The sequence below is a fragment of the Mucilaginibacter sp. CSA2-8R genome (assembly GCF_038806765.1).
In the GTDB taxonomy this organism is placed as follows: Bacteria; Bacteroidota; Bacteroidia; order Sphingobacteriales; family Sphingobacteriaceae; genus Mucilaginibacter.
The window spans coordinates 3,090,518-3,117,097 of record NZ_CP152389.1; the positions used below are offsets into that span (position 1 = coordinate 3,090,518).

Here is a 26,580-nt window from a genome sequence, read left to right on the forward strand (position 1 = left end):
AAGGTTGAACGAAAATTAAGATGATTGAGCGCCTGCAATAACCTGGATACCTACGCTGCGGCTAAACGAAAACCAGGCAAAATGCTTGATGTCGTTACGCGCCACGTTGCCGGAGTTAAGTGCGTTGATGGTGGTGGTTACCATGCCACCAAACAACACAAAAATCCAGGCGGGGGTAAGCTCAGTACTGATGATGCCCGCTTTTTGCAGCTTGCCTACTATGGCAAACCAATGCTTTTTAACGGCGTCAAATTCTCCCTCGTCGCCATCAGGCATTTGACGGTAAGGCGGGTGCTGCTGTAATTTATCTAAAAAAGCGTACTTGCTCCCACAGTCGATACCGGCATACAACATGTTTTCTAATTGCACGAGCGGATCGGTGCTGGTATTAATAGCAGCCATCATGGCTGTACGGCACTTGTACTGCATTTCGGTTTGGCAGGCATCCATGAGTTGGGTGCGATCTTTAAAATAACGGTGCAGTGTACGCCTGGTTACACCGGCCTGCTCAGCAACCAATTCCAGATTGGCCGATAGGTCGGTATTAAATACCTCAATAGCAGCATTTACAATCTTTTGCTCTGTAGCTTCCATAACACAAACGTAAGCCTTATTTCCCATTTTTGTGACATTATAGTTTAAATGATGACATTTTGATGTTTTGTTTGGGCGCTTCGAATTATCATTCAGCAATTAAAAAAGCAACTATAATAAAGCGATTGTCGTTTAAAGGTCTATTAGAAAACGGAAAATCTTGCTTTAATCGGAAGTATAAGCTTAGGGCTTAACCATGTCTTTAAAACAATTAAGTACTTTAACTCTGCCGCCAGTGGCAACAATTCAAAACTTAAAATTTATCGTGATACATTATACTGCAGATTTTGTTTTGTAAAATAATTATTACATGGCAATATTCACACTAAATTCTTTGTCACCTACTACTTGCGTTACTATCTTCGCACCGTATAATACTTAAACTTATCACTTTTGATACCCCTAATTAATAAGGGAGCCTTACTCAAAACAGTAGGCTCCAAAGCGTTTAGTTACGCAGTACTCATCACGGCTGGTACCTTTTTATTTTCATCGTCTGCCTTTGCTCAAAGCAAAAAAAAACCGGCTAAAGCTGCAGCCTCTTCAACCACCGCAACGGTGCGGAATAGATTTGAGCTCGGCATTGCTGGCGGACTAAGCCTCAACAAGTTTATTACCGGCCAATCACATGGCGGCTATAACACAGGTTACTCGGCCGGTGTGTCTTTGCACTATCCGGTATATAAAGGCCTGGGGTTACAATTGGAGGTAAACTCCATGCAACAGGGCGGGCAACTTATTAAATTTAAAGACGATACACGTTTAGGCCTGCCCGAAAACTTCCAGACTAAAAATGTAAGAAACAGCTCATACCAGATCAACACGCTCGAAGTGCCGTTACTGGTTGACTATACTTTCAACATCAAACCATCCTGGATACCGGTTATTTATGCCGGTGCAAGTTATGCCTACACTTACAACGTAACCGAGCATTACCAAAAGACAGGCAATTTGTTACCCGGCCAGAATGTGATAGCCACCGTACAAGGTTCACAAAATGCTACATCGATGTTTAACGATAACCGCCTTAACTTTATAGCAGGTGCTAAAGCCCGATTACCGCTTACCGCACGATTGGGCCTGACACTGGACTTTAGGTACGTAGCCGGTGCCACCCCTGTTTTAGACAGCTACTCTTACATGGATAAAGCGGGCTTTGGCAGCAGGGTAAGATCCAACTCCTTCGTTTCGCGCATTGGCCTGGTTATGCCATTGGGCAAATAAATATCTGCCTTTGATTTTACTTCCATTTATACTTTGCATACACACCATTCAAATATGAAACTTAAACCTACAGCCCTTTCATTAATGGCAGCTGCTATTATTTTTGCTGGTTGCTCTAAAGACAAATTTACCGAGCAGGATGCCGTGCAGGCACAAAAAGACTTGTTAACGTTGCAATATCAGCATGATATTGACATGGAAACACTTAAACAAAAAGGCGCCACTGCTATGCAGCAGTTAATTAATTCATCAGCCTTAGCCCAGCTTAAAATGAACGACAGCCTAACTCGTGCAGGCGTTGTTGCATCGCGTAAGCAAGATTACAGCGTTACCGTGGTTGACGTGGTTACCAACACCCCTATTGCAGATGCCGACGTTATGGTATCATCAGAAGGTAAAATGGTGACTGCTAAAACCAATGCACAAGGGATGGCTATGTTTAACTCGCTTTACCTGTTCCCGACCAGCGCATTCGTTATTTCTAAAACCGGCTATGCCGCTACGCAGATATTACAGCAAAATATCACACAGGGGCCTGCCAAATTATGGAACAGCGCTGATTTGTCGAACGAAATTTATGGTACGGTTTACATCGAGACCGATTTGACCAATACCACCAGCGAAAAAGTTGGCGAAAAAGTGTTGGTTACAGCTACTACTACTGTTTACAGCACCGCTACCGGCAATTACAATGTATCGTTTCCGGCTTACACTGCGGCCGATGGAAGTTACTCCATTAAAGTTCCTGCAGCAGCAAACATGTATAGCATAACCGGTGAGCAAATTACAGCAGACCAAAAACTGTTTGTGAACTCTACCGAAGATGATGGTATAAACGTACAGTTTCCTAACGCGTTGCCGCGTTTAACTACAATAAAAACGTATTTCAATGTAGCCCGTTTCAATGCTAATGTACCAGGTGTGTATACCACTTATTACTTTAAGTTTCCGGCCGATAAAGGTGGTAGAGTTTTATCCATCCCAGCATATAACCCCAGCTATAATTACGCTAACAACATTGCTTACGTATCTGCAGCAAACGGTAAGTTCCAGGTTGAAAAACTGAACATCAGTTCATATTATAACAACAACAGTAATTATATTGATTTGAGCAGTTACAGTTACGATGCTAATGCTAAAATTGATGTACAAATGGTAGATGTAACCGGAACATTAATACAAACCCCGCCGCAATTGATGGCAACTACTAATGCTTCAGGCCGTCTAAATTTTTATACTTCTCCCGAAGGCGGATCAGGTTATGTGCATTTAAAAAGAGACGCATCAAATGCCCTGGTAGCCAATGCTAAAGGCGTGATTAACAGAGTTAACCCTTACAACGGATACTATGACAGTTTTACCAACCTTTTCCAGCTATACTTTAGCGGCAACCTAAATACAGCAACGGGCAATGCATTTGGCTCAACCGCTTACCAATTAAGCGGTAAAAATGAAAAAAGAGTAGTAAATCTTTATTACGGTTCAGGCGACAGCCGTGTAAAACAGGTTTATTAATCAACCTAAACCATTACATAATAGCAAAGCCGTTCCATATATTCTGGAATGGCTTTGTTGTTTAAGGTGGAGGGGCAAATCACTTTTAAATGTGAAATTGCTACATTTATCCGCCCCAATCTAATATCCTAATGAATAGCGGCTTGTTAATTTATTTGTTCTCTGTTTTGCTTATGGTACTCATCTACCAAAGCATCATGATAATAACGCGCGTAAGGCCAAACTCTTACCTTGGAGAGTTTTTACAGTCGAGGTCTGGTAAGGTTTTGGCGGCTCTGATTAGCTTCTTAATTTTTTGTACTGTCGGGCTAATTTACCTTTTTTACTTTTCGGGTATTCATTGCTGAATAAAGAGTGGTTGGCAATGAGGATAATAAAAGGCTAAAAGTGAGAAGTTACGGACGGTCATGCTCTATGAAGTTCAGCATTACTCTACATAAGTTTACCTTCAGGCATGTTCCCCTGCTAATTCACTACTTAGCGCATGGGATACCGACCTTCGTCGGCATGACGGCGGGTGGTAAAAGTATTATTCAGTCCTGCGGTGGTATTGTCACTAACCGCACCACCAGAAAGGATGCGAGGCGGCATTACACCGTAAATAAAAAAGAGGTTGGTGACAACATAAACCACACGCTTGCCGTAGCTTAACTAGCAAGACCACTTAGCTTGAAGTTGGTGTTGTCACCAACCCCGCCGTAAGATAATATGTAATCGACTATAGGAGCGTTAACAGGCTTAGGCCTTAACCCCGATGTTATTAAAAATAAAAATAGTTGGTGACAACACCAACCACAGGCTAAAGTGAAAAATCTTATTTCCTGGCTTTACAACTCTCCTTCCCTACAGCGTCTGCACCACCACCCCCGGCAAAGTAAACTGCAACTGATAAGCATACGTGCCCATCTGCGTTTCGTACTCAACCGCCGAGCCGGTGGCTACGATGACGGTTTGCCAGCGCAGGGGGTTGCGCGAGGCAAGCCATTGCACTTTGGGACTGGTTTTGAGAGATTGCAGTGCGCGGATGTCGGCTACCGGCAGGTCTTCGGCAAATACCTTGATGCCGGTGGCGGCTTCTTTGCTGATGGTGTCTTCGGTGCCTTCGGTATTTTCGTAATCGTATACGTAGCGTTTAACGGTAACGGCGTTTTGCACGTTGAGGCTCATCTCCTGGTTCCAAACAAAGCGGTAATACTCCCACGATCCGCTGTAGCCTATCCAGCGTAAGTAAACAGAGTTTACATCAATGGCGCGGTCAATCCTAATCATCTTATCCTCAGTTACCTGCACCGGTCCGGCTCCGCTGTCGCGCCTTACGTTAATGCGCAGGTACCAGCAATTATCGGGATAGTTATTGGCACCAATCAGCAAACGGTTTAAGCCTACCTGCCTAACCAGATTATGGGTGATAGGATTGCCCAGGGTACGGCGGTTAACATCGAGCATGGTGATGTGCAGGTAATATTGATGACCGCCAAGCAACTCGCTGTAAATAAAGCCGCTATCAAACGGGTAACCTGCACTGTAGGCAGGCTCCTTAAAATCGGTAACAAACCGGGCCACCGAGCCCTCGCTGTTTGGTATAAACGGTGCCATGTTGCCGCCACCGGCTGCCTGCACCTGCATGGCCGAATACGTAACGTAAAAAGCATCCCCAATGCCAAACCAGCGGTCATCAGCCAGGCCTTCCCAATCCTTGCGGTAACTTACGGTATAGCTTGCGCACAGGTTTGGGTCATTGTGATTGATTTCGTCATATTTGCTAACGCTTTGCGGATTCACTAAACTGCGCAGCACGCCGCTATAGTCGGCCTCCACACGGCCGTTGCGCGGGTTAGGCGAGTGGCGAAACTCGCTTTGCTGCGCGGCACCGGTTTCCGGGTCGGTATAGGTAAGCCGGCTCACTACTTTAAAATAAGGGCGCAGGGTATCGCTGTTCATAAAACCGGTGGCCGCATCTATAAAATCAGTGTTGAGGGTAACGGTAGTATCGGTAGCGCTCAGTACCTTAAACAAGCCCACGTATGGATCAGCATCAAGATACACCTCATCATCCTTTTGAAGTCCGGTTATGGCGTCGCGGGTATAAATGCAGGCACGGCCGTTGTTGTTCTGCACATCGGTCACCTTAAAATCGCGGCGCTGGTAAGTAAATACCACCGGGTTAAAGGCAGCATTCCAGCGGCTATTGATGCCTGGCAAAATTTCTTTTTCGGGCGTGCCCAATAAAAACGGCTCGTCCAACGGCATATCAAAAGCAAATTTAGCTTGCCGGTTACTGATACCGTCGACTACCTTAGCTTCATGCAGCCCGGCGGTTAGTCCGCTAAACCTGGGGTTAACGGGTACATCGTCAATAAAATACTGCAGGTTGCTCATATTGTCGTTGGTAGCCTTTATGAGCACCACGCCGGTACCACCGGCTATATGTGCCGGCAGCAAAATAAGCACGTCGGTGATGGTGGGTCCGCCGTCCGGCCCCAAAGCCCCGCCCGGCTGTATATACTGGTCGACGGTTACGGTGATTGACGAGGTTTGATAGCCGGTACTCCGCAATAGCTGGTATGGATATACCACGGCCGATGTGCCGCTGATAGATACACTATACTGCCCGTGCGAAAAGTTGTTATCCAGCTCGGTATAGTATACCTGCAAACCGTTGCCACTGGCCGGCTGGCCGGTATTATCATCAATAACTTCAAAAGTTATAGTACCGTAAGTGTCGTAACCGTTGTTTGCGGAGTTATAAACCGGAGAATTATATTGGTAAGTTACATTTACTGATAATGCCATTATGGATGGTAATTAAGATTTGAAAAGGTCGATCATCTGCTGCAGTACCTGTGCGCTTATAAGTTGCGCCTGCTCCCCGGCATTGCCCAAACCCCTGTATTTTATTGCGGATGGATGCCCCAACTGGTGCGGACCACCATGCAGACCGCGCACCAACAGCCAGGCTTGTACAGCCGCCGTTAAAGGTACCGGCGTGGCCGGCTGGTGGTTAATTCTATAGGGAATTTTGGCGCGCGGCATACGTTTGCAGTAATTGATAAGGCTGATAAAGTAACCGGGCCATCAGTTGCGGAAAGCCGGCCACCCGGGGCTGCATCATAAGATTACCCCCGCTTTTACCCAGGGTATAATCGGTGTTGCGCCGGTAACAAATAAACAGTACCAGTTCGGGTTTGCTGAGCCGCCTGCCTAACAGGCGCTCGGCCTGGGCTAAGCTTTTCATAAAGTTTCGTGATACATGGTTTGCAGGGTTAGGGTAATGTAGCCGCCGGCCGTGAGGGTGTCAAAAGTATGGAGGTGATAAATGGTTTTAAACTCCACCTGCTGCCCCGCCTTGATGCGAAAAATGCGCCCCTTGTTATCGCCGCGCTGCTGCGATAGCTTAACCATAAACTCTTTGCACAGGCCCAGGGCTCGCTGCACCAAAATTTCCTGGTCGGCGGTACGGTCGCGGTTGGGGTCGGCTTTGTACAAAAAATACAAAAATACCGGCACCTCGTTGTGTACCGAGTGCGACAGCCCGTAACTGAGGTTAATGGCGGTTTCGGCCACCAGCCCCACTACCGGAAATCTTTTGGTGTTATCCAGTATCTCATTCAACTCGGCAGCGCTGGCAAAAATAAATTGCGGTTTTTCCGAAAGCTGGTTTACCACGCTTTCAATCGGTTGTTTAATAGGCATAGCGTGGCTTAGTTTAACAGTTTAACAAACCGCTTACCTAACCTGACGCCCTTGCAACCCGGTAACACCTCATCACTACTTAACGGTAAACAGCGGGTATTTTTTATGCTGATGCCTTTTTGCGGCAGGCGTATCCAAAACAACTGTGTTGATACATACATTAAGCCCAACTGCCTGCCAAACCACCGGATGCGCCTCAACCGCACCATGCTCAACTGCTCCACTCCCATCTCTCCAATATTTGTTTAACTCTAATTTACGCTTTTGTTTAGTAAATAACAAATATTTATAATTTAATGGATATTTTGGTTTGTATTGTTACGTAATGTTTTAACTCTTGCTATTAACTAAGATATCGTCTACTTCTTTTTTCTTTAAAAAAAAGAAGCAAAACTAAGCGTAGCGACCTCATGAACACGATTAAAACAAGCAATAGGTGAATAAATTCAAGTCACCTCCCGCTTGCTTCTTTTCGCATAAGGCCATTGCCCTGCAAAGCCGGGCTGCACCACAGGCTGTTTACATTTTGCGCCTTTGCACACTATGGCCTTGGCTTCAGCGAAAACTAAAAGGCCTTAGCCCGCGCACTGGGCCAACTTGTGCTGCCCGTCTTTCGCCCGAAGCTGGGGAGGATGACGGAGAGATAGGCAAAAGCTAGAAGTAATGCAAAGGTGTATTGCTTTCGTCTAAATCTGAATTTGCAGAATAAATGATTTTACAGAATCACGCATTCAAAGTCCTCCCTTCCGGGGAGGATTTGGGTGGAGCTTTTGTTGCTGGCCTTACGGCTTCATTAAAATTTGCGTTAAGAAAGGGTATACAGTCCACCTATTTTCCTGGTAGATATTGTTTGTTAGGAGGTATATTAGCAAGGTTATAAAATCACTCAAAAATTAAAATGAGCAGGTACGTCTATTTTTACGCATTAGATTCGAAGCAGGGAAGGGAGGAATTGTATGAGGATCTAACCTCGACTACAAAATACGCTAAATCATTTGCCGACTTTATTGCCGAGCGGACGGTTAAGTGCGGTAGTAGCTTGAGCGTTACTTACCAACAGGTGATTACATCGGTAAAAAACAACTTTGAGGATCTACAGCCAAGCCAGTTACGCGAAATTGTAAACTGGTATGAAGATATGTTCTACCGACGATACTGCAAGCCGCCGGAATACGAATGGGAACGGTACGAAAAGGCTGTAGAATCAGCTCTGAAAGGCGTTGGTATTGAGCCCTTATTTGAGATCACCAGCAGCAGCGCCAGTTGCTATGGCTTTATATTTCAATACCGTAATTTTGAATCTGTATACGAGCCTGATGCATTTAATGAAGATGGTGATAACGGAAGCAATATTAAAAGACATGAGTTTATCCGCTTTTTAAACTACATGATATTATTGATGTGCCGCATACACGATGAGAATTTAGAACATCAGTTTGACTACACTGAGCTACCCGAAAATCATCAAAAAGAAATAGAAAGTATTAAAACCGCTCACCGTGATGACGCCAAACTACAGGCATTGGTGGATAAAGAGTTTGAATGGATTAAAGGGTATTGGATAAAAGATCATGAGAATAACAAAGGGCCATGCCCTGAAGCACAAACCGTAAATGAACATCACCGGTTTTTGACAGCGTGTTTAGACATGAAAGCCACCCTCACAGAGGAGTATACCCGTGTACTGATGGTTCATGGTTAATATGGCACAAAACTCTCTTCTGTAAACTCAGTAATTAGATAAAACCCAGTTGCGCCAAATGCCTGTCAGGCACCTCATGGGATAAATTGACGAATTTGCTTATCCAGCACTCCCATTTGTTAATTAGCGGGTGGGATGCTGATAGGCATCAGCATGACCGGGCGGGTAAAGTCTAAGTTTTCCCTGACACTTATAAAAACATCTCACCCCCGCGTTAGAAACAAGCTCATTTGCAGATATGTAATTACCGGCACAAATATTTTTAAGCAGCATACCACCGTTTATCACATCTTCGCTATATTGCTATAACCAATATGCCCGACACCTACCATTTCCCAGTTACTGAACCTACCGACAGCGCAGCCAAAAACTGGGTAATAACCATTGGCCCAGCTTTAGTGCCTGTTATTGTGCGGTTTAACAGTTTACCTTACTGGATTTTTGGTGCCGTAATTTTGCTGTTCAACGTTTTTGTAACCCTGCTGCCCTTTAAACGTCCCTTGCAGGTAAGTATTGATACAGATGCCCGGCAACTGCATTACGTTTACGAAAACCTGGCAGGCCATGAACACACCCTGACCCTGAATTTAAGAAATATACGCGGCTATTACGAACGCGAACGGCAGAGCAGGTTAACGTTTGAGTGGCACCTGGTACTTTACAACCAATGGGGATTATATAAAAAACTATCTATTAAAGAAGGCAACGGTTACACCCACGAACAGCTGGACCAAATAGTAAAACTGATAAACCGGTGTAAGGATAGTGTGGTGTAGGAAACGGTTAAAAAAAGCAATCACCTCAAACCATACTATCCAAAATTAAAAGTCACTACACATCCACTTTAGCCGTCAGTTTATCATTGCTGATGATATTAAACAGCGCCCGAAACAAATTAAAAGCTACCCCAGCCTTCAGCATCAAACCTTTAACTACGCAGGCCAGCACGAAACTCTGCACATTACCCCGCGTGTAATCAGCGTTTTAAAAGCGGTTAAACTCATCAAAGCAAAACCGATTTCGATAGTGATAAGGTTTATAGCGATTTGAAGACAATATCCAGCCATAAAATCTAATTCCAGAAACGCAGTGTTTTGGGTGTTAACCCGTTTAAAACCTACAAGACGCAAAACCTGATTTTGTTCGCATTAGTTTACGATCAAAGTGCCGATAATTTTACCACGACGTCGGATTTTGTTTTAATTAAACCAAGCACCGCCAAAAGTAACCTACCTGAAATCTAAATTTACAACACCGTCAATGCACTATTTTCGGCCGACGGTAAAAGCGTTAAGATGGCCACTTTGGTAAACTGCGGATATGTGCCGCTATATCTGTTACCGACTGCACTGCATTCGTTTAAGTTGTTTTTTCTGAAAGATATGGCTGACCAGCAAGTCTGCCTGGCAACGTTTTCTGATTAATTTTAGGAACGATGCGATTGATAGGCAGTACCTTTGTGCTTGCACCATTAACAGCGAAAATAAAAAGCCAAATGAAAATGCAGAAGCCTACTACAAAAAACATCATGGCGATACTTGCCTTGGCGGCTTTGTTGATTGCTATAGCATCCTTATACTTTTTAGAAATATTTAGCCTCCACCCACCGGATTAATTGACTTGTGCAATCAGCAACTCAACAATTTGAATAAGGAATCACAGCCTGAGGTCGTGTTATCGCCGACCTGCCGCCACACCAGCTTTGCGCTATACATGACACCTATCAACTTTACTTCAAATGCCCTTGTCCAACAATTTGATAATAGTCTCCCGGTGCATCTTTTGCAATTAGTAATTTGACAGTATCACCTGTTTTAGTAGTATCGTTGGCAGGTACGCTGTAGTCTGTTTCATAACGCTTACCATCAAAGCTATACTGCAAGTACAAAATGGTAGTGCCGTTAGATATTAAACCATGGGCAACCACAGCGTTTACAACAATACCATTTTTAAGCGCTGTTTCTTTGTTTTTAGAATGCACTGCGCCACTCACAACATATATCGTCAATAGAACAGCATATCCAATAACTGTTATTTTAAATTGTTTATTAATCATAAGTTTCACGTCTGCTTTTAAATATAGCAAATTGTACGTGATGTCGTGATTTATTGCTATCGTTCGAAATGACAGCGCGGGAAAGCGACAGGAAGTAAGGGACAGGATCTGAAATTCAAGAGCCAAGATATAGTCGCTCAATTTCCTTCATCTGCACATCAAAATCATTCACTCATTCAAAATTTACTCATTCGCTCATTGGCTTCACTCACAGACTTATCGACGAAACCCAAAACTACTTTTTCCTAAAACCATTCTCCGTCAGCTTTACCTTGCTCATATCCAAGCCCATGGCTGCAAACTGCTGCGCAATGCCTGAGCGGAATTGTGGTAATTGTACGGGGTTTTTAAGGGTGCTTTGCCAGCCCAGGTAAAGTACCACGGCCTGCAGCTTAAGTTCTTCGCCCAGTTTGGCAATGGTAGCGGGCGTGGTGAGGCTGCGGTTTTGGCTTAGTATGCCGGCCGACTGCTGCTGCAGCGCCCTGTCCATAGCTGGAGTAATACCGCTTTGCACGTTATTCACCACCATATAGCCAATTTCGAGGTAGGCGGCCAGTGCCGTGGCGGCATTGTTGGCCGGCAGGCCCGACTCGCGCACCATTTGCGAAAACAGCTGCCCGTAACTGGCCTTGCCGCTGCCCAGCGCATTGCTGACGGCCTGTGCCGCCTGCGCATTTTTAGACTGCATTTTGGTCACCAGATTTTGCACGGTTTGCTGCTGCAAAGCCGCCGAGGGTATATAAGCCAGGTTAACTTTACGCGCCGACGCGCCTGCTGCAGCCGAACTTTTGCCGCTTTTACCCCGTGCATTGCGCATGGAAGCCTCGATAGCATTATTATTGAGCAGCACGGTGGTTTGCGAAAGCACCGAACTGGTGAAGTTGTCCATAATTAAATCGACCGACTGTTGCGCCTGCACCCGCGGGGCCATCAACACGCCCGAAGCCGCCATGCAGCCCCATAAAATCATTATTTTCCAAGTGGTTTTCATATACCGGTATGGTTGGTTTTACTTATAGGTAACGCAGGGAGTTGAAAATTGATTGCGTTGAGAATGTTTTGATAGTTAAGAGATAATCAATTATTGAGTAGTAAATGAGCGAATAAATAAGCTTGTCATTTCGAACGATAGTGAGAAATCCTGCTACTTGCGACAAGCTGATTAGCAGTTTAAAATACTAATAAACCGACCGTGGTGTTGAATTAATTACTGCATTAAATGCATTTGGTTCATGGGAGGTTTTGCATATTAAATTAGTTAGCTCAGCTTAACTTACTTTCAGTCCACATTTATAACCATAGACATATTTATTACTGAGCGAGTAGTTTGTGTTAAAGCGCAGCTAATTTGGAGATTAAATTGGCCATGCTGGTGAGAATGGGCCATGCAGTTGCTTAATAATCTGCAATGAGAAACAACCGGTTACCGTTTGCCATGGCCAATTTGCAAATCTCCAGAATGACATCCATTTCCTCCGCCGCCATTCTTTGAATTTCGGGCGAGTGTCTGATGTTTTGCAGATAGTTATAAAATTCCGGCAGGCGGTCAATTTCGACCTCACCTTCTATATAATTGCCCAAATATTTGGAATGGTGTAACCAATGCCAGCAAAAACGGTACACAAAACTTTCTTCGGGCAGAGCTTTATAATCGGGGCATTGCTCAAAAATCATCAATACACAATGAGACCATACCCCTACCTCAAAAACGCATTCGCCCGATGCTGTGCGTTCCCGAAAATAAGCGCCATCAATAGCCGCAATCGATTTTTGTTGAAAAGGCGTAATCAAGTCTATTTTTTTCATACGATAGGGTTATTAGTCGAGCATTTTTGCCCTCTGATTAGTCTACTATACTGAACGCTCAATTTTAGCATGGCATTTCACATAAACACATCCAGCAAGTTTTGCTGCTTATCAAGTGATTACCTATATGCAATATAAACGTTATTTATCATGGCTTCTTGACAAAAAATCGGCCTACGTTTTTAGCATCGAACGCCACCAGAACGCACTTATATTTCTGTAGGTCCAACTTATTAAAAAATATTAAGAAATATTATCCGACTACAAACAAACGTCAGATTATAGCTGTTTAATCAACTCACCATAAGTTATACCATATGAAGAAGCTACTTACCGCGTTTGCTATGCTGATGATAGGCATGAGCACTACTTTTGTACAAGCTCAAACTAAAACCCAGAAGGTAGAAACTACTCAAAAAACAATGACTAAATCGGACGGTACGCCCGATATGCGTTATAAGCACAACAAAACTACGACCACTAAAACTGCAAAATCATCTACCCAGGTAGACGCGCCGGTTCAAAGCACCAAGGAATCTAAAACTACAATTACCAACCCTACCAAAAAAGACGGTACGCCAGATATGCGTTATAAAACCAACAAAAGCACTACCGTAAAAAAGGTAACCCGTAAAAATTAAAACATCAGGCTGTTCGCCTGCACCGGCAACAGCCTGATGTTATTTATATTTTGATTAATAGTAGCCAAAGGGCAATTTCTGTACAGAAGTTGCCCTTTGGTTTTTTAGCAAAATCTGTTTACTGATAAGTGCGTTTTATGTCGATGAATAAGCCGGTTTAACTGCAACTAATTTTTAGATGCGCGCATGGTTGACGCTACATAATCTTAGGCAATGCATTATTATTTTGCAAGAATGACACGGAAGTGGTGCCTAAATTTTGGTCAAACCTGGATTCCAGTTAACATCACATATAGCGGGCGATACCCCTCCCTGCCCTCCCGAGGGAGGGATTAGCTGAATAGGTGCTTTGGTAAGCAAAAACGAAGTTGCTCGCTGCAACTGCAAGCGTCCCGCTTGTGGTAAACAGATTTCCTTAATATCATGCTATTTACCTGTCCGCAACACCACAAGCCAGAGGATTGCGGTAGCCAACGGGGCTTGTCACCCTCCCCAGCTTCGGCCGAAAGGCGGGCAGCACTAATTGACCGTGCGGTGGCAAAGGCATTTTAGATTTTGCAGAAGCGTACGCACAGCGCGGCGAAGCAGGGGCAAGATATAAGAAGCCTATGGTGCAGCCCGGCTTTGCAGGGTAAAGGCCCTGTGCGTAGAGAAGCAAGCGGGAGGTGACCTGAATTTTTGGTTACTTTTGTTTCAAGACAAAAGTAACATGCCACTGCGGCATAGAGCAGACTACAGTAAGTAAGCAACCACTGCCTCAAATTCAAAAACTACAGAACCAGCGATTTACTTAGCACGTGAGATCAATGCGCTCACTGCAATACTTACACGTACCAAAATTTCTCACTATCGTTCGAGATGGCAAGTTAGGCGTTTGTTCACTAAGTCTGTCATTCACTCATTAGCCACACTCCCCCACACATTCAAATTTCCCCCCTTACCTCAAACCCCGCTACCTACCGTAACACCTGGGTTAATACGTAAAATATCGGCAATAAAGGCGCTGCGGTTTTTGGGCGATATAACAATGCTATCGTACCGGTTGTAAGAGATTAGGATGCGATTGGCTTTCGACAGTGCCGGCGCTTGCCGGTATAGTTGCGTTTTTTCGATGCGGGTGATGGAGGCAATATTGATGTCTTCGTACTTAATAAAGCCGCTGCGTATTTTAAGCATTTCGCCATCGATAGTATAGGTGGTGTTCAGGAGTATTGGCAACGTGAGCACCGCAACGCCTGCCAATAGCAAACCTGCCGTCATGAACCCGTCGCAGCAAAAACCTACAAAAAGACCTATACCAGAGATGTATAGCAACGGTACGTAGTTGACAAAGCTTACGGCTGACGGGTAACGTCGGGGTGTGTTCATGGCGGAAATTGGATGTATCATTTGGGTATTATAATATCTTGTTATGTAACCCAGTTATCGGTTGAAGATACTTAAATGTCGTAAATTTTAGACTTGTGTAAGGGTAACCAGATTTTTTTTCATCTTAGCTCTTATTAATAAACACATGAAAAACCTTTTCCTTATCTTATTAGTGTGCGGCAGCTTTCACGCATTAGCTCAATCGCCGGCAGCTGACACCGCTTTACATACCTTAACCAAAATTGACCTGGGTTTTCAGGGTGTGGGCCTGAGCTACGAGCCACGCACCGGCAGTAAAACAACTGTAGATTTTGCGGCGGGTATAGGCGGCGGAAACAAGGTTTCGGAAGACCGTAATGAATACCGGTGGAATATTTTACAGCCTTCGTTTTACTTTATCATTAACCCTAAGTTTTATTACAACCGGCAAAAACGCATCCGAAAAGGCAAATCCTACTTAAACAATGCCGGTAACTATATTGGCGCCCGCATCAAATATGTGACCGGCAACGGCTCATCTAACTTCAATTTTGTTACCTATCCTGCGCTGTCGTTTAACGTACATTGGGGTATACAAAGGCCACTGGGCCAGCGATGGCTGGTAAACGCCCATGCAGGCTTGGGTTACGCCATTGATGTTAAAAGTGGTTGGGCCAATATCCTCTACCCTGCTATTGATGTTAAATTTGCTTACCTGCTGGGCTTGGGCAAAAAGTAGGGTTTCCAGTTTTCCAAAAGCTATAAGGTCAGAATTGGATAATGCAGTCGTCCACCGCAGACGCAATTTTTGCCGTGATTGCTCAGCGGGCCGATGATGCGGTGGCTTCGTGGTATACACAGGCTTTTTAAGCGTACAACTACTTTATGGTTTGCAACTTACACAGGTAAAGTAAAGTGCTTAATGCACCTTGTTTTGCTGTTGGCGGAATAGGCGTTGCAGCTGCATCATTTTGAGTTGTTCGCGCTGATTAATATGATCGCCGGTTAAAGGCGGAAAGTTAGTGCCGGAGGCCGCCTCTGGCTCCATGGCGTAACCCATAACATTTAAATCCTCTTTAAAAAAAGCTTCAAGATCAAACGGTTTGCCCATAATTTCATAAATACGCCTTACAATGGCTTCGCGGCTGGGAGCGTTAAAATTGCGGGTGGTGATGTTATTTCGCATCACACTGTTTTCTTCCGGACGGTAAACGCCTTTGGCATGGTAATATCCACCCTCGAAGATGCCTACAATTCCCGCATACCTGGGCCGGTTAAAATAGTGCTTCCATTTAATTGTAGCCGGGTTGTTACTCGTATCTACATTGGGATAAAATTGAGTAGCAAACAAAGGCCTGTCTTTTTCTTTAGCGACCTCTACATATTCATCGGCCAACAAACCAAACGTATGGCCGGTTTCGTGCACAAAGGTGAACTTCATATTGCTATGAACAGAAACCACCGCCAAACCACCGCCAGAACCGCCATAACGACTATCATTTACCAACACTACGGGTAATTGTATTTGCCAATAGGGCATTATTTTGTCGAGATATTTTGAAACCGTATCATAATTGCCTTCCCGTAATAGCCTGTCGTTTTCGGAAAAATAAGACTTAAATTTAGTTGCTGTACTTTGCGGGTCTAACTTGTTGAGGGCACCACGCTGATTAGATAGGGCGTAAACCTGATATACATTAAATACTTTTTTATAGCGATTGAATGGAGGAACTGAAAATAAATGATCAGTCAATTCCTTTACTTTCCGATCATAATCGCCCCCTACAACCAAGTCTTCTTTAATAAAACCATCACCTAAAAACACAATATTGGGCCCGCTGGGATCACCTTTCATCAGCACCCTTACTTCGCCATCAGTGTGATATTCGGGCACGCGGTCTTTTTTACACCCTGTTATAACAACCAGGCCCAGCAAACAGGCCCAAACACAAAATCGGATACGCATTGGATAAGTTCAGTTTTAAGGGGCAAGGATACGGATATTTATTGATGAATGGCCTACAAGCCCAAGCCTCCCAGCCCCCTAAAGGGGGAGTTTTTGATTGGCTGGGGGGATGGTTTAAATGTAAAGTTTTAATTAATCTATTATTTTGATGCGATGCATTATCTGCTATAAGGTACAGCATTGGCCGCATAACCTGCGCGATGCTAAACCTGATGTTTAATATCACTGGAAAGGCAGACGACAGATAAGCCGGTTACCTTTTTATGCCGAAATCGGCTTTGCGCAGTTTGCACATCCGGCCAGAGCCGTCGGTGGCATGAAAAACGATGCCTTCGAGGTTTTGCTCTTCTAAAAACTGTTTCAGGCTATCGAACGTCATGGTTTGGGTGTTGATGTTTAATTGGGCATCTCCGTGCTTTACCAATATATGGGCCTCAAAACTTTCGGGATTGCTTTGTACTTTGGGTCCGCAAAGCTCATAGGTATTGTCCGTAACCCCATTATTGGCCGCCAGCTGGTCAAAAGCCTCGAACGCATAGCGGTCTTCTTTGGCGTCGCGGCTGCATTTTAACCAGTGCGGGTGGTGGCCACTTATCGGGTCGGGCTCCTGACAGGCAATGGCGCCTTCCGGGATGGAGCGGCCCTTTTTTACGTCGTAACGCTTGTAAAGCTCGCCGCCGATGACAGCCATTGCTGTACCATCAAATTTTTGTGTGGCAATACTTCGCCCAAACGCCCATTCGTTTTCGGGGTTAATTTCATTAATAACTCTTCCCAAATTTTCGGGATTCTTTTTAAACAAGGTCGAAATTTTCTTCATTCAGTAAGTTTAAGTGAATAGCCCCCCAACCCCCTGAAAGGGATTTTTTTGATTAGCCGGGCGGCATTTAATTCGGGAAGTTAGTAATTTTTGGTTGATTTTTTGGATGGAATAAGATACTTAGCGAAACCCCTCCATACCCAAGCCCCCTGAAGGGGGAGTTGTTGATTAGTTGGGCTGCATCTTTTGATTCTGGAAATTATTTAATTCTGTAAATTCCGGTTAATATTAATCATAGCAGGTTAAACCCCTCCCTGCCCTCCCGAGGGAGGGATGAATTGCGCGGGACCTGAGCCGCTCATCAAAAGCGCAAAGGCCCGCTGTTGCGCCCGGGCCAGCGAGGGCCTTGTGCGGCTGAGAGGTGATCGCAACAGCTAGGCCGTTATTCACCTATTGTTTGTTTTCTACAGGTGTTCATGAGACCGCTACGCTAAGTCTTGTTTCTTTTGTGGCTATGACAAAAGAAATAGCCTCTCCGGCAATGAGGAGACTACAGTAAATAAACACTCACTGCCTCAAATTCAAAAGTGTAGACACAGCGATTTACTTAGCACGTGGAATCAATGCGCTCACTGCAATGCTTACACGTACCAAGATTTCTCACTATCGTTCGAGATGGCAAGTTAGGCGTTTATTCACTCATTCACTCAGTCTATCATTCACTCATTGGCCCCACCGACGTCCTAACTTAAAAAACCCAATATTAAACGCAAAAAACCGACCCTGTGTTACCACGGCCGGTTTTCATCAATACTCACTTGTTTAATCACAATCAGGTCGGTGCAGACTATCAAACTGCGCCGACCTGCATTAATACAGCTTACAATAACGTAAACTCAACACGACGGTTTTTCTGACGGCCTTCGGCAGTTTTGTTACTGGCGATTGGCTGGTTTGGACCGTAACCGGTAGCTTCGATACGTGATGCATTGGCACCTTTTTCTACCAGGTAAGTTTTAACAGCTTCGGCACGTTCTTTTGATAAACGCAGGTTCAATTCCATCGAACCGGTGTTATCGGTGTGTCCGGCCAGTTTCAAACCAAAATCTTTTTCTACCAACAAGCTCGCAACGCGGTCTAACGTAGGGAATGATTTTTCTTTGATGGTAGATTTACCTAATTCAAACTCTAAGTTTTTGATAGCCTCACCTACAACACGACGGTCGGCCTCGGTGATTACCACTTTTTCGCGGATTACCGGAGCCGGCACTTTTAATGGACAGCCAGAACCATCAACCACAGTGCCTGCAGGTGTACCGGCACATTTGTCAAATTTGTTAGCTACACCATCGCCATCATCATCACCCATGTCGCGGGCATATTGCTCACGGTCGCGGGCAGCATTTTGCTCAGCGGTTGATAACATTCTTCTCAGGTCAGCACTTTCGGCAGCACTCTCTTCGCGGATAGCGGCAATCGGGCTGAAGTTTTGTAACTGAGAGCTTCCTTTTTTACCCAAGGCAAATTCGAAACCTGCGTGAGCGTATGAGAAACGGTCGTTGGTTGAGGTACGCACACCATCAAAACCACCTGTTTTCATGAAGTATACGGTATAACCTAAATCGAGGTTAACGCCTTTGCTCAGTCCAAATTTAAAACCTGCACCTACCGGTACAAACCAGTTGCGGGTATAATGTTCAGGATCGGCACCCGGTACATTCATTACCGACGGGCTTGATGACATATAACCGGCACCACCAGTAATGTATGGCGACAAGATATTACGTTTTTGATTTAAGCTTAAGTTAGCCACGGTAAAGTTACCGCTAACCGATCCGGCCCACTCAATTTTGGTGCGGAAACCGCTGTTGTTTTGAGCAGCACTGCCGCCTGGCAATAAGTTGGCCCGGAAGCCTTTTACACGGCCACCTAAAAAGTCGGCCTGGATACCAAAGCCAGGTACAATTTGTTTTTTAATGTAACCGCCGTAACCCCAGCGCTCTTGCGGCGTAGCAAAATCGCCATTGCTTGGGCCGTTAAACGGCGTGTAATGAGTTAGCATACCGCCATTAAGGCCGATAGACCAGGTACGGAAGCTACGTTTTTCAAAACGTTTGGTTGAGTCAGAATTCATGCTCTGCGCAGATGCCGCAGTAGCCAGACCGGCCACTCCTAAGGTAAGTGCCAGTTTAGTAAAGTTAATTTTCATATTAGATCGCGTTTTCATATATCACACACCATTAAGCGCAAACCAGTCAAATGGTTTTCCACAAAAATGTGTTTAACCACCTAAAGGAGTGAAACACCCCTTTAAATGACACAAAAAGGCATATTCACAACGTGTAGGTGTAACTTTTTTGTGACGAAGATGTGGAATGCAGGGAGTGGATGAGGGATTTTTGGAGGAGTTAATGAAGTTAATGATGGGTTTTAGGGTGATTGAAAAGGGATAAAAAGAGTAAATGAGTGAATATGGGGAATAAAACATTGCTCTTGCTTCTTGGCTCTTACTTCCCGAAGCTCCTCTAACTTATCATCTCGAACGATAGTGAGAAATATTGATCCGTGTAAGTATTGCAGTAAGCGCATTACTTCCATGTGCTAAGTGAATCGCTGTTTCTGCAGTTTTGAATTTGAGGCAGTAGTTGTTCACTTACTGTAGTCTGCTCTATGCCGCAGTGGCATGTTACTTTTGTCTTGATACAAAAGTAACCAAAAACTAAGCGTAGCGACCTCATGAACACCAATGAAAACAAACAACAGGTGAATAAATAAAGTCACCTCCCGCATGCTTCTCTGCGCACAGGGCTATTACCCTGCAAAGCCGGACAGCACCACAGGCTGTTTATGTTTTGCCCCAGTTCCTGCACTTAGGCCCACGCTTCTGCAAAATCTAAAAGGCCTTTGCCAGCGCACATGGCCAAGATGTGCTGCCCGACTTTCGCCCGAAGCTGGGAAGAGTGACAAGCCCCGACGGCTACCGCAAGTCTCTGGCTTGTGGTGTTGCGGGAAAGGCAATACATAAACCACAAGCGGGACGCTTGCAGTAGCAGTGAGCTACTTCATTTTTTGCTTAATTCACCTTAGCACCTATTCCATTCATCCCTCCCTCGGGAGGGCAGGAAGGGGTATCGCCCGCTATCTATAAATTCAGGATCTGACAAACTTTCCCTTTAGGGGGCCGGGGGCTTGGGGGGATTCCCCTATTTCATAATACCTGCTCATATATTAAAATAACCTGCTACCTTGCAATACAATCAAACCTCACGCATGAAATCACGATTTACCCTCACCTTAGTCATTATCGCCATAACTTTTAGCCACCTGGCCTGGGGGCAGCAGGTTTACCGGCAAGAACGGTCTACTTTGGATATTACCTCGTCGGTGGGCTTTGCCGACAAACAAACGCGCGACCATTTTGGTACTGCGTTTGCCGCCGGGTTGCGTAAAGAATGGTCGCTCGGTAAGTTGGTTTCGTTAAATGCAGCGGCCGATTATCAAACGCTGTCGGGCAAAAACAGTGCGCCCTCGCTTAACCTGGTAAGCCTTGGTGGTGGTATTACCTTTTACCCCAACTACCTGGTAGCGCTGATACTGAAACAGAATTACGACGAAGAAACCGCCCGCAAGGACGGCTTTTATCTCGACGAAACTTTTTTGTGGAACCTGAACAGCAACGCCTACGGCAGAGGCGGCAACATGCCTACCTTTAAAATTATGGCCAACTTTGACCGTTACCGGCTAAACGACGGGCTGGCCATATCGCCCAAACTGGGTGCGCAGTCGGTATTTTTAAACCGGATCGGCTCGGCCCACAACAGCTTTAGTTACCTTTTAGTGGGTGTTGGTCTGAATTTTGGTCGGTTTAAAAGGTAACGTCGCACGGCGCCCTCCTACTGTCTATTGAGCTAAGCATTGCGGTTATTTAGTGCACCATGATTTTGCGTGACACTGCTTAACCAAGCTTTTTCGCTACAAACTGCCAACAACTCTAAACACCGGTGCAACTCTGCTGCAAGCCTTTGGCTTGTGGTGTGGCCGTTGGGTTAATTTATAAGTAGCCATGTAAATTAACAACCCAACCTATGATCTTACATGTTCAAATACTTTAAAATAAAATAAATTATAAATCATTAATAGCCCGTAACATTAGCTTAACATTTACGTAACAGGCCATAATTTAAACTATTAATTGATTTATGAAATTAACTTTACGTATTAAGTCGTATGCAATGATCTGTGCTGTTGCGGCTATTAGTTTTACTTCTTGCCAAAAAGGCGACATCGGAATGCAGGGTATCCCGGGTACTGCTGGTGTGCAGGGCATACAGGGAGTGGCTGGCCTAGATGGCAAAACCATTTTGTCGGGTACTTCGGGTGCACCTTCAAGTGCAGTAGGTAGTGCAGGCGACTTTTACATGGACTTAAGCACTTCAAATTTTTACGGTCCTAAAACCAGTGCAGGCTGGGGACAGCCCATCAGCATTAAAGGCATGACCGGCGCTACAGGCGCAACCGGTGCTACAGGCGCAACTGGTGCTACAGGTGCCACAGGCGCAACCGGTGCTACAGGAGCAACAGGTGCTACGGGTGCTACAGGTGCAACCGGAGCGCAAGGTGCACAAGGTGTTCAGGGTGCAACAGGTGCTACGGGCGCTACAGGTGCAACCGGAGCCACAGGTGCACAGGGTGCCACAGGAGCGCAGGGCGCACAAGGTGTTCAGGGTGCTACCGGAGCTACAGGTGCTACAGGAGCAACCGGCGCTGCTGGTGCAAACGGCTCGCAATTGTTAAGCGGTACAGGTGTACCAAGCAACGGTTTAGGGGCAGCTGGCGATTATTACATCAATACAGCTACAGCCGAAATGTATGGCCCTAAAAATGTAAATGGTTGGGGTGCTGCCATTAGCTTTGCTGGTTCATTGTCATCTACGGCACAAACTTACTTAGTTAAAGGCCTAAAGTTTAATGACATTTCCGACCAGGGAGAAGCCAACTATTATTTTTTCACGGGCAATGTTACCTTGGGTGCGAAATTCTCTCAAATGGATGATGACAAAGTTGTACTTTACTACATCAGAGCGGCAAACAACACTGAAGCTACCTGGCGTACACTTAACGAAAACTCTTGGGGTGGATATCCAACCTTATTGTTAGGCGACCCTAATTACAACAACGGCAACCAGGTTTTCACTTATCTTTATTCAGTGATCATCAATAAAGACAACATTAAGTTTAATGGCCAGTCTTACAATACCGATAAAAGCGTTCTTGACAATGGTTATGACATCCGTGTGGTAGTAATTACCTCATCCGTGGTGAAATCGTTAGCCTCAAGACACGTTGATACTAAAGATTTTGCAGCTGTGCAACAAGCGCTTAGCATCAAGTAATTAAGTTTTTATATTATTTAAACGCCCATTTACGCTGGTAAATGGGCGTTTTGTTTTTAAGCGAAACTCATAAAGCCATCAAAACTTACAAATACCGTTGTAAAAAAAGTGCGGTCGGCCCTGCCCTAAAGGGATCGCATTTTGGTGAGTTTCCTTTTCTGCTTAGCTGGCTCATTTTCGCAACTCCACTTATGATGCCTCGCAGCAACATCACAACGGTTTTTTGCATGGCAGCCTAAAAGCCACACAACAGCATTGAAGTAGCTTAATAAAACAGTTTGCCCGTAAGGTTGGCCATAACTGGTAGATTTTTACTGCACTTACCTGATTACTATTTTCACCACCCGGCGCCAGTACATTTAAAATGGCATCGGAGGGGAAGGCTTTTAAGGGGTAAGCTTTAGGCAAGCTATTGATGGCAGTAGTATCTAACGCTCCCGTTACTTAACGCAATTAGTATATTTAAACCGGACCGGCGCTGCCCACAACAGCTTCAATTACTTTTTAGCGGGGGTGGGTTTAAACTTTGGCCGGTTTAAAAAGTAACAGTGCCACTATCAATCATGAAATTTAATATTACCCATGGCACGGGCCAGATTACGGTGGCCGTGAGCAGTGTGGGGTGTTACCTCAAAATTAACAGGCCGGTGTCCATGGTTTGGCCGGACCATGGCGGCTCGGTGGCCGAGTTTCTTTGCATGATGCCAATCTCGTGGGCCGAACGCGAGGAACTGCATGCCCGGATTACGGCTAATTTGTATAACGATTTTACCGACCGCGAACAGGACTTGTACGAGTTATTGAAGCCGCTGCTGGGTTTGTTTGCCAACGGCGAGTACGAGCTGCACTTTAGGGCCAGCAAAACCAGCGAAGAGCTGGGCTTAATTCTCCCGGATGGCCGCCTGATTAAGTATGCCTGGTGTGCCCAATACCCGCAGCCTGTTGAACTGGCCCGCGCAGACCAGCTTAAGCGCGAGTATATGGCTTTATGCCAAACTCATCAAAGGGGCGAAAGTAACGCCGGACTGGTAGAATTTACCTCATCGTGGGACTATTTGGGTGGGGCCGACCGCTATGTGGCCACCCGTCCGCACAACGAAATTGATGAGGCCAGGGTGCAGTATTTTGAACAGCAGATAGCCGGCGGGGCGCGGCCCTGGGTGCTGGCGCTGCGTGCCCAATACGCACCGTATTATGACCTGTCGGACAATTTTATACTGGACGGGCACCATAAAATGGAGGCTTATAACCGTGCACGCCTCAACCCTCCGCTGGCGCTGATCACCCAGCACGTCCCGACTGAGCACGATTCGCAGTTTGATGCCGAAGCCTTGGCCACGCAGCTTTACCCCTGGCAAATGCGCCACCTGCTCAACCACTGGGCCGACCGCGATAAAGACCGACAGGTGATAGCGAAACTCAACAACCCCAACAGCCCCTGCACCAGCATGTGCGCAACGGCCGGGTGCAGGAGTTCGATGACCATCAAATACCGCGCAGCGAAGGGTTTTATATAAACGACAAACCCGACGGGCCATTGCGCGAGTGGCACAACAATGGCCAGCTTAAGGCCGAAAAGTTTTACAACAAGGGTAAACAAGTGGGCACCTGGAAAGAGTACTTCCCATCCGGTAATTGGGAGGGTACACACATGTACAACACTGAAGGCCATCTCCATGGACAGGCGATTTGGTATTACGAAAATGGTCAGAAAAAAAGCTTTGACGAATATGAAAACGGCTTAACCAAACCCGACCGCCAGAGCTTGGTCTGGTATGCCGACGGCTCTCCCGAATACGAAGCTACCTACCGGGCAGGCCGCCAGGTAGAAGTAAAACGCTGGAACCAAGACGGCAAAATATATGAGCATAAAGTATATGATGCCGAAACCCAGTCGTACCGAGAGGTTGACCACTCCGCCCCTGCCGATACCACTCGCCCCTATGTATCGCCACCCTATACCGGCCCGACGGATTTTACAGACGATGGCATCCGCGGCAACTGGCAAGACTTAAAATACTACCTGTTTGGGTTTATGGTGCTGTTGCTGTTAGGATATTTGTTTTGGTGGATGTGGCAACCGTTGTGATGGGAATTGTGAATGATTAGTGCTTTGAGTATTTAGCAAGCGGTGTAATACCATCAACCCTGATACATCAGACGCTGGCAACCCCATTTGGGCAAGCGTGCTATGCACGACAAGCGAAAAAAGCACTGTAATACCAAACGCCTAATTAATAAATAATAATTTTATAAGATATCTACCTCATGTTATTATTTAGTGGTGCATTGGCGATTTACGTCATGGAGTTTTTCGGCGCAGCCATGGCCATTGTTGGCTTTATCATTATGGTGTTGATAGCTAAAGCGCTATATAATCTATCGAATTTTAAAAAGAGACAAGCAGCGCAACTGGAATTACAGGATTTTATGGCTATAAAACTAGGCGTTAGCGAATTAGAAGTAAATGCGATACTTCGCCGTGTAAAAGTATAAGCAAGCTATCACAAAAGGTATTATGTCTTGCTAACCCGAGTTTGATGGCCGGATGGCCGGCGCAAATTGCGAGAGAGTATAACGCGCACGAGTAGCCGGTGCTTTAGCATGGCCGACATACTCGCGCCAGTAAGAGGGCTGCGGAACAGGACTTTTAGCAGTACGGAATCTTTTATTAAAAATTGTCAATCGTTACTCTAACGTTGCTAAACATTTATTTGATCATAATAATTACATTTACATTGAACGTAACCTAAACCTTAAATAATGGCATCAATCAATTTACATGACAAACCTTTCACTGAGGAAACAATAACTAAGCTAGAGATTTTCGAAGATTATGCGCAAGCATGGCTGCCGACCTTTGTAATGCAAAAAACGCCTTTGTTGTGTGTCTTTGATTTTTTTGCGGGTACCGGATATGATAAATCGGGCGTAGCCGGTAGCCCAATACGATTATTGGAAAAAACAAATGAACAACTAGGAATTTTTTTCGCAAATAAAGTGAAAGTACAAGTCTACTTGAACGAATTCGAACCTAATAAAAAAAAGCAGGAAAAGTTTGATCTACTTAAGTTATCTTGCGAAGAGTATTTAAATAAGTTTCCGCGCCTAAGACATATTGTAAAAATAGAGTATAGGAATGAGGATTTTGAAACTCTATTCCCTAAGCTCTTACCAACGATAAAAAAATATCCCGCTCTAGTATATTTAGACCAAAATGGCATCAAATTTACTTCTGATAAATATTTTCTGGAATTAGAAAAAACATCTCAAACGGACTTTCTTTATTTTATTTCCTCATCTTATTTTTGGCGTTTTGGTGATCAAGAAGAATTCAAGACGAATCTTGATATAAACATGGCGGAGGCAAAGAAAAATCCATATAAATTTATTCATAATAGCATAATTGAACAACTGAGAAAAAGATTACCTCTAAATTCTAAATTACGCCTTTATCCTTTTTCACTGAAAAAAAGTAACAATATACACGGAATCATATTTGGCGCGTCGCACCCAAGAGCTGTTGACAAGTTTTTGACGATCGCATGGGATAGAAACGACACAAACGGGCAAGCAAATTTCGATATATTTGACCATGCATTAGTAAACCAAATAGATTTGTTTTCAGGCACTCGAGGTAAAAGCCGTATCGAGGTTTTCCAAGAAGATGTCAAAAACAAGATTTTGAAAGGCGAAATAACAGACAATTTCCAACTATACGACTATTCAATAAATGAAGGCTTTTTGGGCCGTCATTCGATGGAGGTTGTTAAAAAGTTAAAAAAAGATAAGTTGATTGATTATATCGGCTCGTGGCCATTGATAAACTACCAGAATGTGTACAAGCAACCCAAACGACTTATATTTACTATAACCAAATAGT

Annotated in this window: 27 protein-coding genes; 13 read left to right on the forward strand and 14 right to left on the reverse strand. The window is 44.9% G+C overall.

The annotated features are described in order from the left end of the window. Window positions 1-15 precede the first annotated feature (15 nt). Complete coding sequence (locus tag AAGR14_RS13070; RefSeq protein ID WP_342644662.1) at window positions 16-594, reverse strand: TetR/AcrR family transcriptional regulator; 579 nt, start codon at window positions 592-594, stop codon at window positions 16-18. Between the two features lie 393 nt (window positions 595-987). On the opposite strand from AAGR14_RS13070, the gene AAGR14_RS13075 reads away from it, so the two are divergent. Beyond that, complete coding sequence (locus tag AAGR14_RS13075) at window positions 988-1,818, forward strand: outer membrane beta-barrel protein (protein WP_342644663.1); 831 nt, start codon at window positions 988-990, stop codon at window positions 1,816-1,818. A gap of 54 nt (window positions 1,819-1,872) precedes the next feature. Then, a complete protein-coding gene (locus AAGR14_RS13080; RefSeq protein WP_342644664.1) occupies window positions 1,873-3,333 on the forward strand; it encodes a hypothetical protein in 1,461 nt (486 codons plus the stop codon). Between the two features lie 843 nt (window positions 3,334-4,176). Here the strand turns inward: AAGR14_RS13080 and AAGR14_RS13085 are convergent. The 5 genes from AAGR14_RS13085 to AAGR14_RS13105 all read right to left on the reverse strand — a co-directional run bounded on the left by AAGR14_RS13085 (window position 4,177) and on the right by AAGR14_RS13105 (window position 7,308). Continuing rightward, on the reverse strand, window positions 4,177-6,126 hold the full coding sequence (locus AAGR14_RS13085) for a hypothetical protein (protein ID WP_342644665.1): 1,950 nt from the start codon (window positions 6,124-6,126) through the stop codon (window positions 4,177-4,179). A 12-nt stretch (window positions 6,127-6,138) separates the two neighbouring features. Continuing rightward, window positions 6,139-6,366: a hypothetical protein gene (locus tag AAGR14_RS13090; RefSeq protein ID WP_342644666.1), complete on the reverse strand. Its 228-nt coding sequence runs from the start codon at window positions 6,364-6,366 to the stop codon at window positions 6,139-6,141. Further along, a complete protein-coding gene (locus tag AAGR14_RS13095) occupies window positions 6,341-6,568 on the reverse strand; it encodes a hypothetical protein (protein ID WP_342644667.1) in 228 nt (75 codons plus the stop codon). The genes AAGR14_RS13090 and AAGR14_RS13095 overlap by 26 nt, the downstream gene beginning before the upstream one ends. Continuing rightward, window positions 6,565-7,026, reverse strand: coding sequence for a hypothetical protein (locus AAGR14_RS13100; RefSeq protein ID WP_342644668.1), 462 nt, complete (start codon window positions 7,024-7,026; stop codon window positions 6,565-6,567). The genes AAGR14_RS13095 and AAGR14_RS13100 overlap by 4 nt, the downstream gene beginning before the upstream one ends. A gap of 75 nt (window positions 7,027-7,101) precedes the next feature. Beyond that, window positions 7,102-7,308: a hypothetical protein gene (locus AAGR14_RS13105; protein WP_342644669.1), complete on the reverse strand. Its 207-nt coding sequence runs from the start codon at window positions 7,306-7,308 to the stop codon at window positions 7,102-7,104. Between the two features lie 154 nt (window positions 7,309-7,462). Here AAGR14_RS13105 and AAGR14_RS13110 point away from each other — a divergent pair, with 154 nt between their 5' ends. The 3 genes from AAGR14_RS13110 (at window position 7,463) to AAGR14_RS13120 (ending at window position 9,504) form a co-directional block, all read left to right on the forward strand. Then, window positions 7,463-7,684, forward strand: coding sequence for a hypothetical protein (locus tag AAGR14_RS13110; protein ID WP_342644670.1), 222 nt, complete (start codon window positions 7,463-7,465; stop codon window positions 7,682-7,684). Between the two features lie 240 nt (window positions 7,685-7,924). Beyond that, on the forward strand, window positions 7,925-8,728 hold the full coding sequence (locus tag AAGR14_RS13115) for a hypothetical protein (protein ID WP_342644671.1): 804 nt from the start codon (window positions 7,925-7,927) through the stop codon (window positions 8,726-8,728). A 314-nt stretch (window positions 8,729-9,042) separates the two neighbouring features. Then, window positions 9,043-9,504 carry a hypothetical protein gene (locus AAGR14_RS13120; RefSeq protein WP_342644672.1) on the forward strand — a complete coding sequence of 154 codons (462 nt, stop codon included), beginning with the start codon at window positions 9,043-9,045 and terminating at the stop codon, window positions 9,502-9,504. Window positions 9,505-10,457: 953 nt separating this feature from the next. Here AAGR14_RS13120 and AAGR14_RS13125 read toward each other — a convergent pair. The 3 genes from AAGR14_RS13125 to AAGR14_RS13135 all read right to left on the reverse strand — a co-directional run bounded on the left by AAGR14_RS13125 (window position 10,458) and on the right by AAGR14_RS13135 (window position 12,590). Then, window positions 10,458-10,784: a hypothetical protein gene (locus AAGR14_RS13125; protein WP_342644673.1), complete on the reverse strand. Its 327-nt coding sequence runs from the start codon at window positions 10,782-10,784 to the stop codon at window positions 10,458-10,460. 235 nt (window positions 10,785-11,019) lie between these two features. Beyond that, entirely contained in the window at window positions 11,020-11,775 is a 756-nt protein-coding gene (locus AAGR14_RS13130; protein WP_342644674.1) for a hypothetical protein, read from the reverse strand. A 404-nt stretch (window positions 11,776-12,179) separates the two neighbouring features. Then, window positions 12,180-12,590 carry a hypothetical protein gene (locus AAGR14_RS13135; RefSeq protein ID WP_342644675.1) on the reverse strand — a complete coding sequence of 137 codons (411 nt, stop codon included), beginning with the start codon at window positions 12,588-12,590 and terminating at the stop codon, window positions 12,180-12,182. A gap of 317 nt (window positions 12,591-12,907) precedes the next feature. Between AAGR14_RS13135 and AAGR14_RS13140 the strand changes: the two genes are divergently transcribed. Beyond that, window positions 12,908-13,231, forward strand: a complete 324-nt coding sequence (locus AAGR14_RS13140) for a hypothetical protein (protein ID WP_342644676.1) — start codon at window positions 12,908-12,910, stop codon at window positions 13,229-13,231. Window positions 13,232-14,173: 942 nt separating this feature from the next. Here AAGR14_RS13140 and AAGR14_RS13145 read toward each other — a convergent pair. Continuing rightward, the gene (locus tag AAGR14_RS13145; RefSeq protein WP_342644677.1) at window positions 14,174-14,599 is read right to left on the reverse strand and encodes a PH domain-containing protein; all 426 of its coding nucleotides are present in this window, start codon (window positions 14,597-14,599) and stop codon (window positions 14,174-14,176) included. A 145-nt stretch (window positions 14,600-14,744) separates the two neighbouring features. Here AAGR14_RS13145 and AAGR14_RS13150 point away from each other — a divergent pair, with 145 nt between their 5' ends. Then, entirely contained in the window at window positions 14,745-15,317 is a 573-nt protein-coding gene (locus AAGR14_RS13150; RefSeq protein ID WP_342644678.1) for a hypothetical protein, read from the forward strand. A gap of 180 nt (window positions 15,318-15,497) precedes the next feature. Here AAGR14_RS13150 and AAGR14_RS13155 read toward each other — a convergent pair whose 3' ends face one another. From AAGR14_RS13155 to AAGR14_RS13165, 3 genes are all read right to left on the reverse strand, one after another. Continuing rightward, a complete protein-coding gene (locus AAGR14_RS13155) occupies window positions 15,498-16,544 on the reverse strand; it encodes a M64 family metallopeptidase (RefSeq protein WP_342644679.1) in 1,047 nt (348 codons plus the stop codon). Between the two features lie 253 nt (window positions 16,545-16,797). Then, window positions 16,798-17,364 carry a DUF5565 family protein gene (locus AAGR14_RS13160; protein WP_342644680.1) on the reverse strand — a complete coding sequence of 189 codons (567 nt, stop codon included), beginning with the start codon at window positions 17,362-17,364 and terminating at the stop codon, window positions 16,798-16,800. 820 nt (window positions 17,365-18,184) lie between these two features. Beyond that, a complete protein-coding gene (locus tag AAGR14_RS13165) occupies window positions 18,185-19,513 on the reverse strand; it encodes an OmpA family protein (RefSeq protein WP_342644681.1) in 1,329 nt (442 codons plus the stop codon). Between the two features lie 1,061 nt (window positions 19,514-20,574). Here AAGR14_RS13165 and AAGR14_RS13170 point away from each other — a divergent pair. The 5 genes from AAGR14_RS13170 (at window position 20,575) to AAGR14_RS13190 (ending at window position 25,193) form a co-directional block, all read left to right on the forward strand. Then, window positions 20,575-21,180, forward strand: coding sequence for a hypothetical protein (locus AAGR14_RS13170; protein WP_342644682.1), 606 nt, complete (start codon window positions 20,575-20,577; stop codon window positions 21,178-21,180). A 323-nt stretch (window positions 21,181-21,503) separates the two neighbouring features. Next, window positions 21,504-22,697, forward strand: coding sequence for a hypothetical protein (locus AAGR14_RS13175; protein WP_342644683.1), 1,194 nt, complete (start codon window positions 21,504-21,506; stop codon window positions 22,695-22,697). Between the two features lie 563 nt (window positions 22,698-23,260). After that, window positions 23,261-24,214: a hypothetical protein gene (locus AAGR14_RS13180; RefSeq protein WP_342644684.1), complete on the forward strand. Its 954-nt coding sequence runs from the start codon at window positions 23,261-23,263 to the stop codon at window positions 24,212-24,214. After that, complete coding sequence (locus tag AAGR14_RS13185; protein WP_342644685.1) at window positions 24,148-24,786, forward strand: hypothetical protein; 639 nt, start codon at window positions 24,148-24,150, stop codon at window positions 24,784-24,786. The genes AAGR14_RS13180 and AAGR14_RS13185 overlap by 67 nt, the downstream gene beginning before the upstream one ends. A gap of 179 nt (window positions 24,787-24,965) precedes the next feature. After that, window positions 24,966-25,193, forward strand: a complete 228-nt coding sequence (locus tag AAGR14_RS13190) for a hypothetical protein (RefSeq protein ID WP_342644686.1) — start codon at window positions 24,966-24,968, stop codon at window positions 25,191-25,193. A 30-nt stretch (window positions 25,194-25,223) separates the two neighbouring features. On the opposite strand, the gene AAGR14_RS13195 is transcribed toward AAGR14_RS13190, so the two are convergent. Continuing rightward, window positions 25,224-25,382: a hypothetical protein gene (locus AAGR14_RS13195; RefSeq protein WP_342644687.1), complete on the reverse strand. Its 159-nt coding sequence runs from the start codon at window positions 25,380-25,382 to the stop codon at window positions 25,224-25,226. Window positions 25,383-25,460: 78 nt separating this feature from the next. Here AAGR14_RS13195 and tcmP point away from each other — a divergent pair, with 78 nt between their 5' ends. Further along, window positions 25,461-26,579 (forward strand): three-Cys-motif partner protein TcmP, encoded by a 1,119-nt coding sequence (gene tcmP / locus AAGR14_RS13200; protein ID WP_342644688.1) that lies wholly within the window; start codon window positions 25,461-25,463, stop codon window positions 26,577-26,579. Window position 26,580 lies beyond the last annotated feature (1 nt).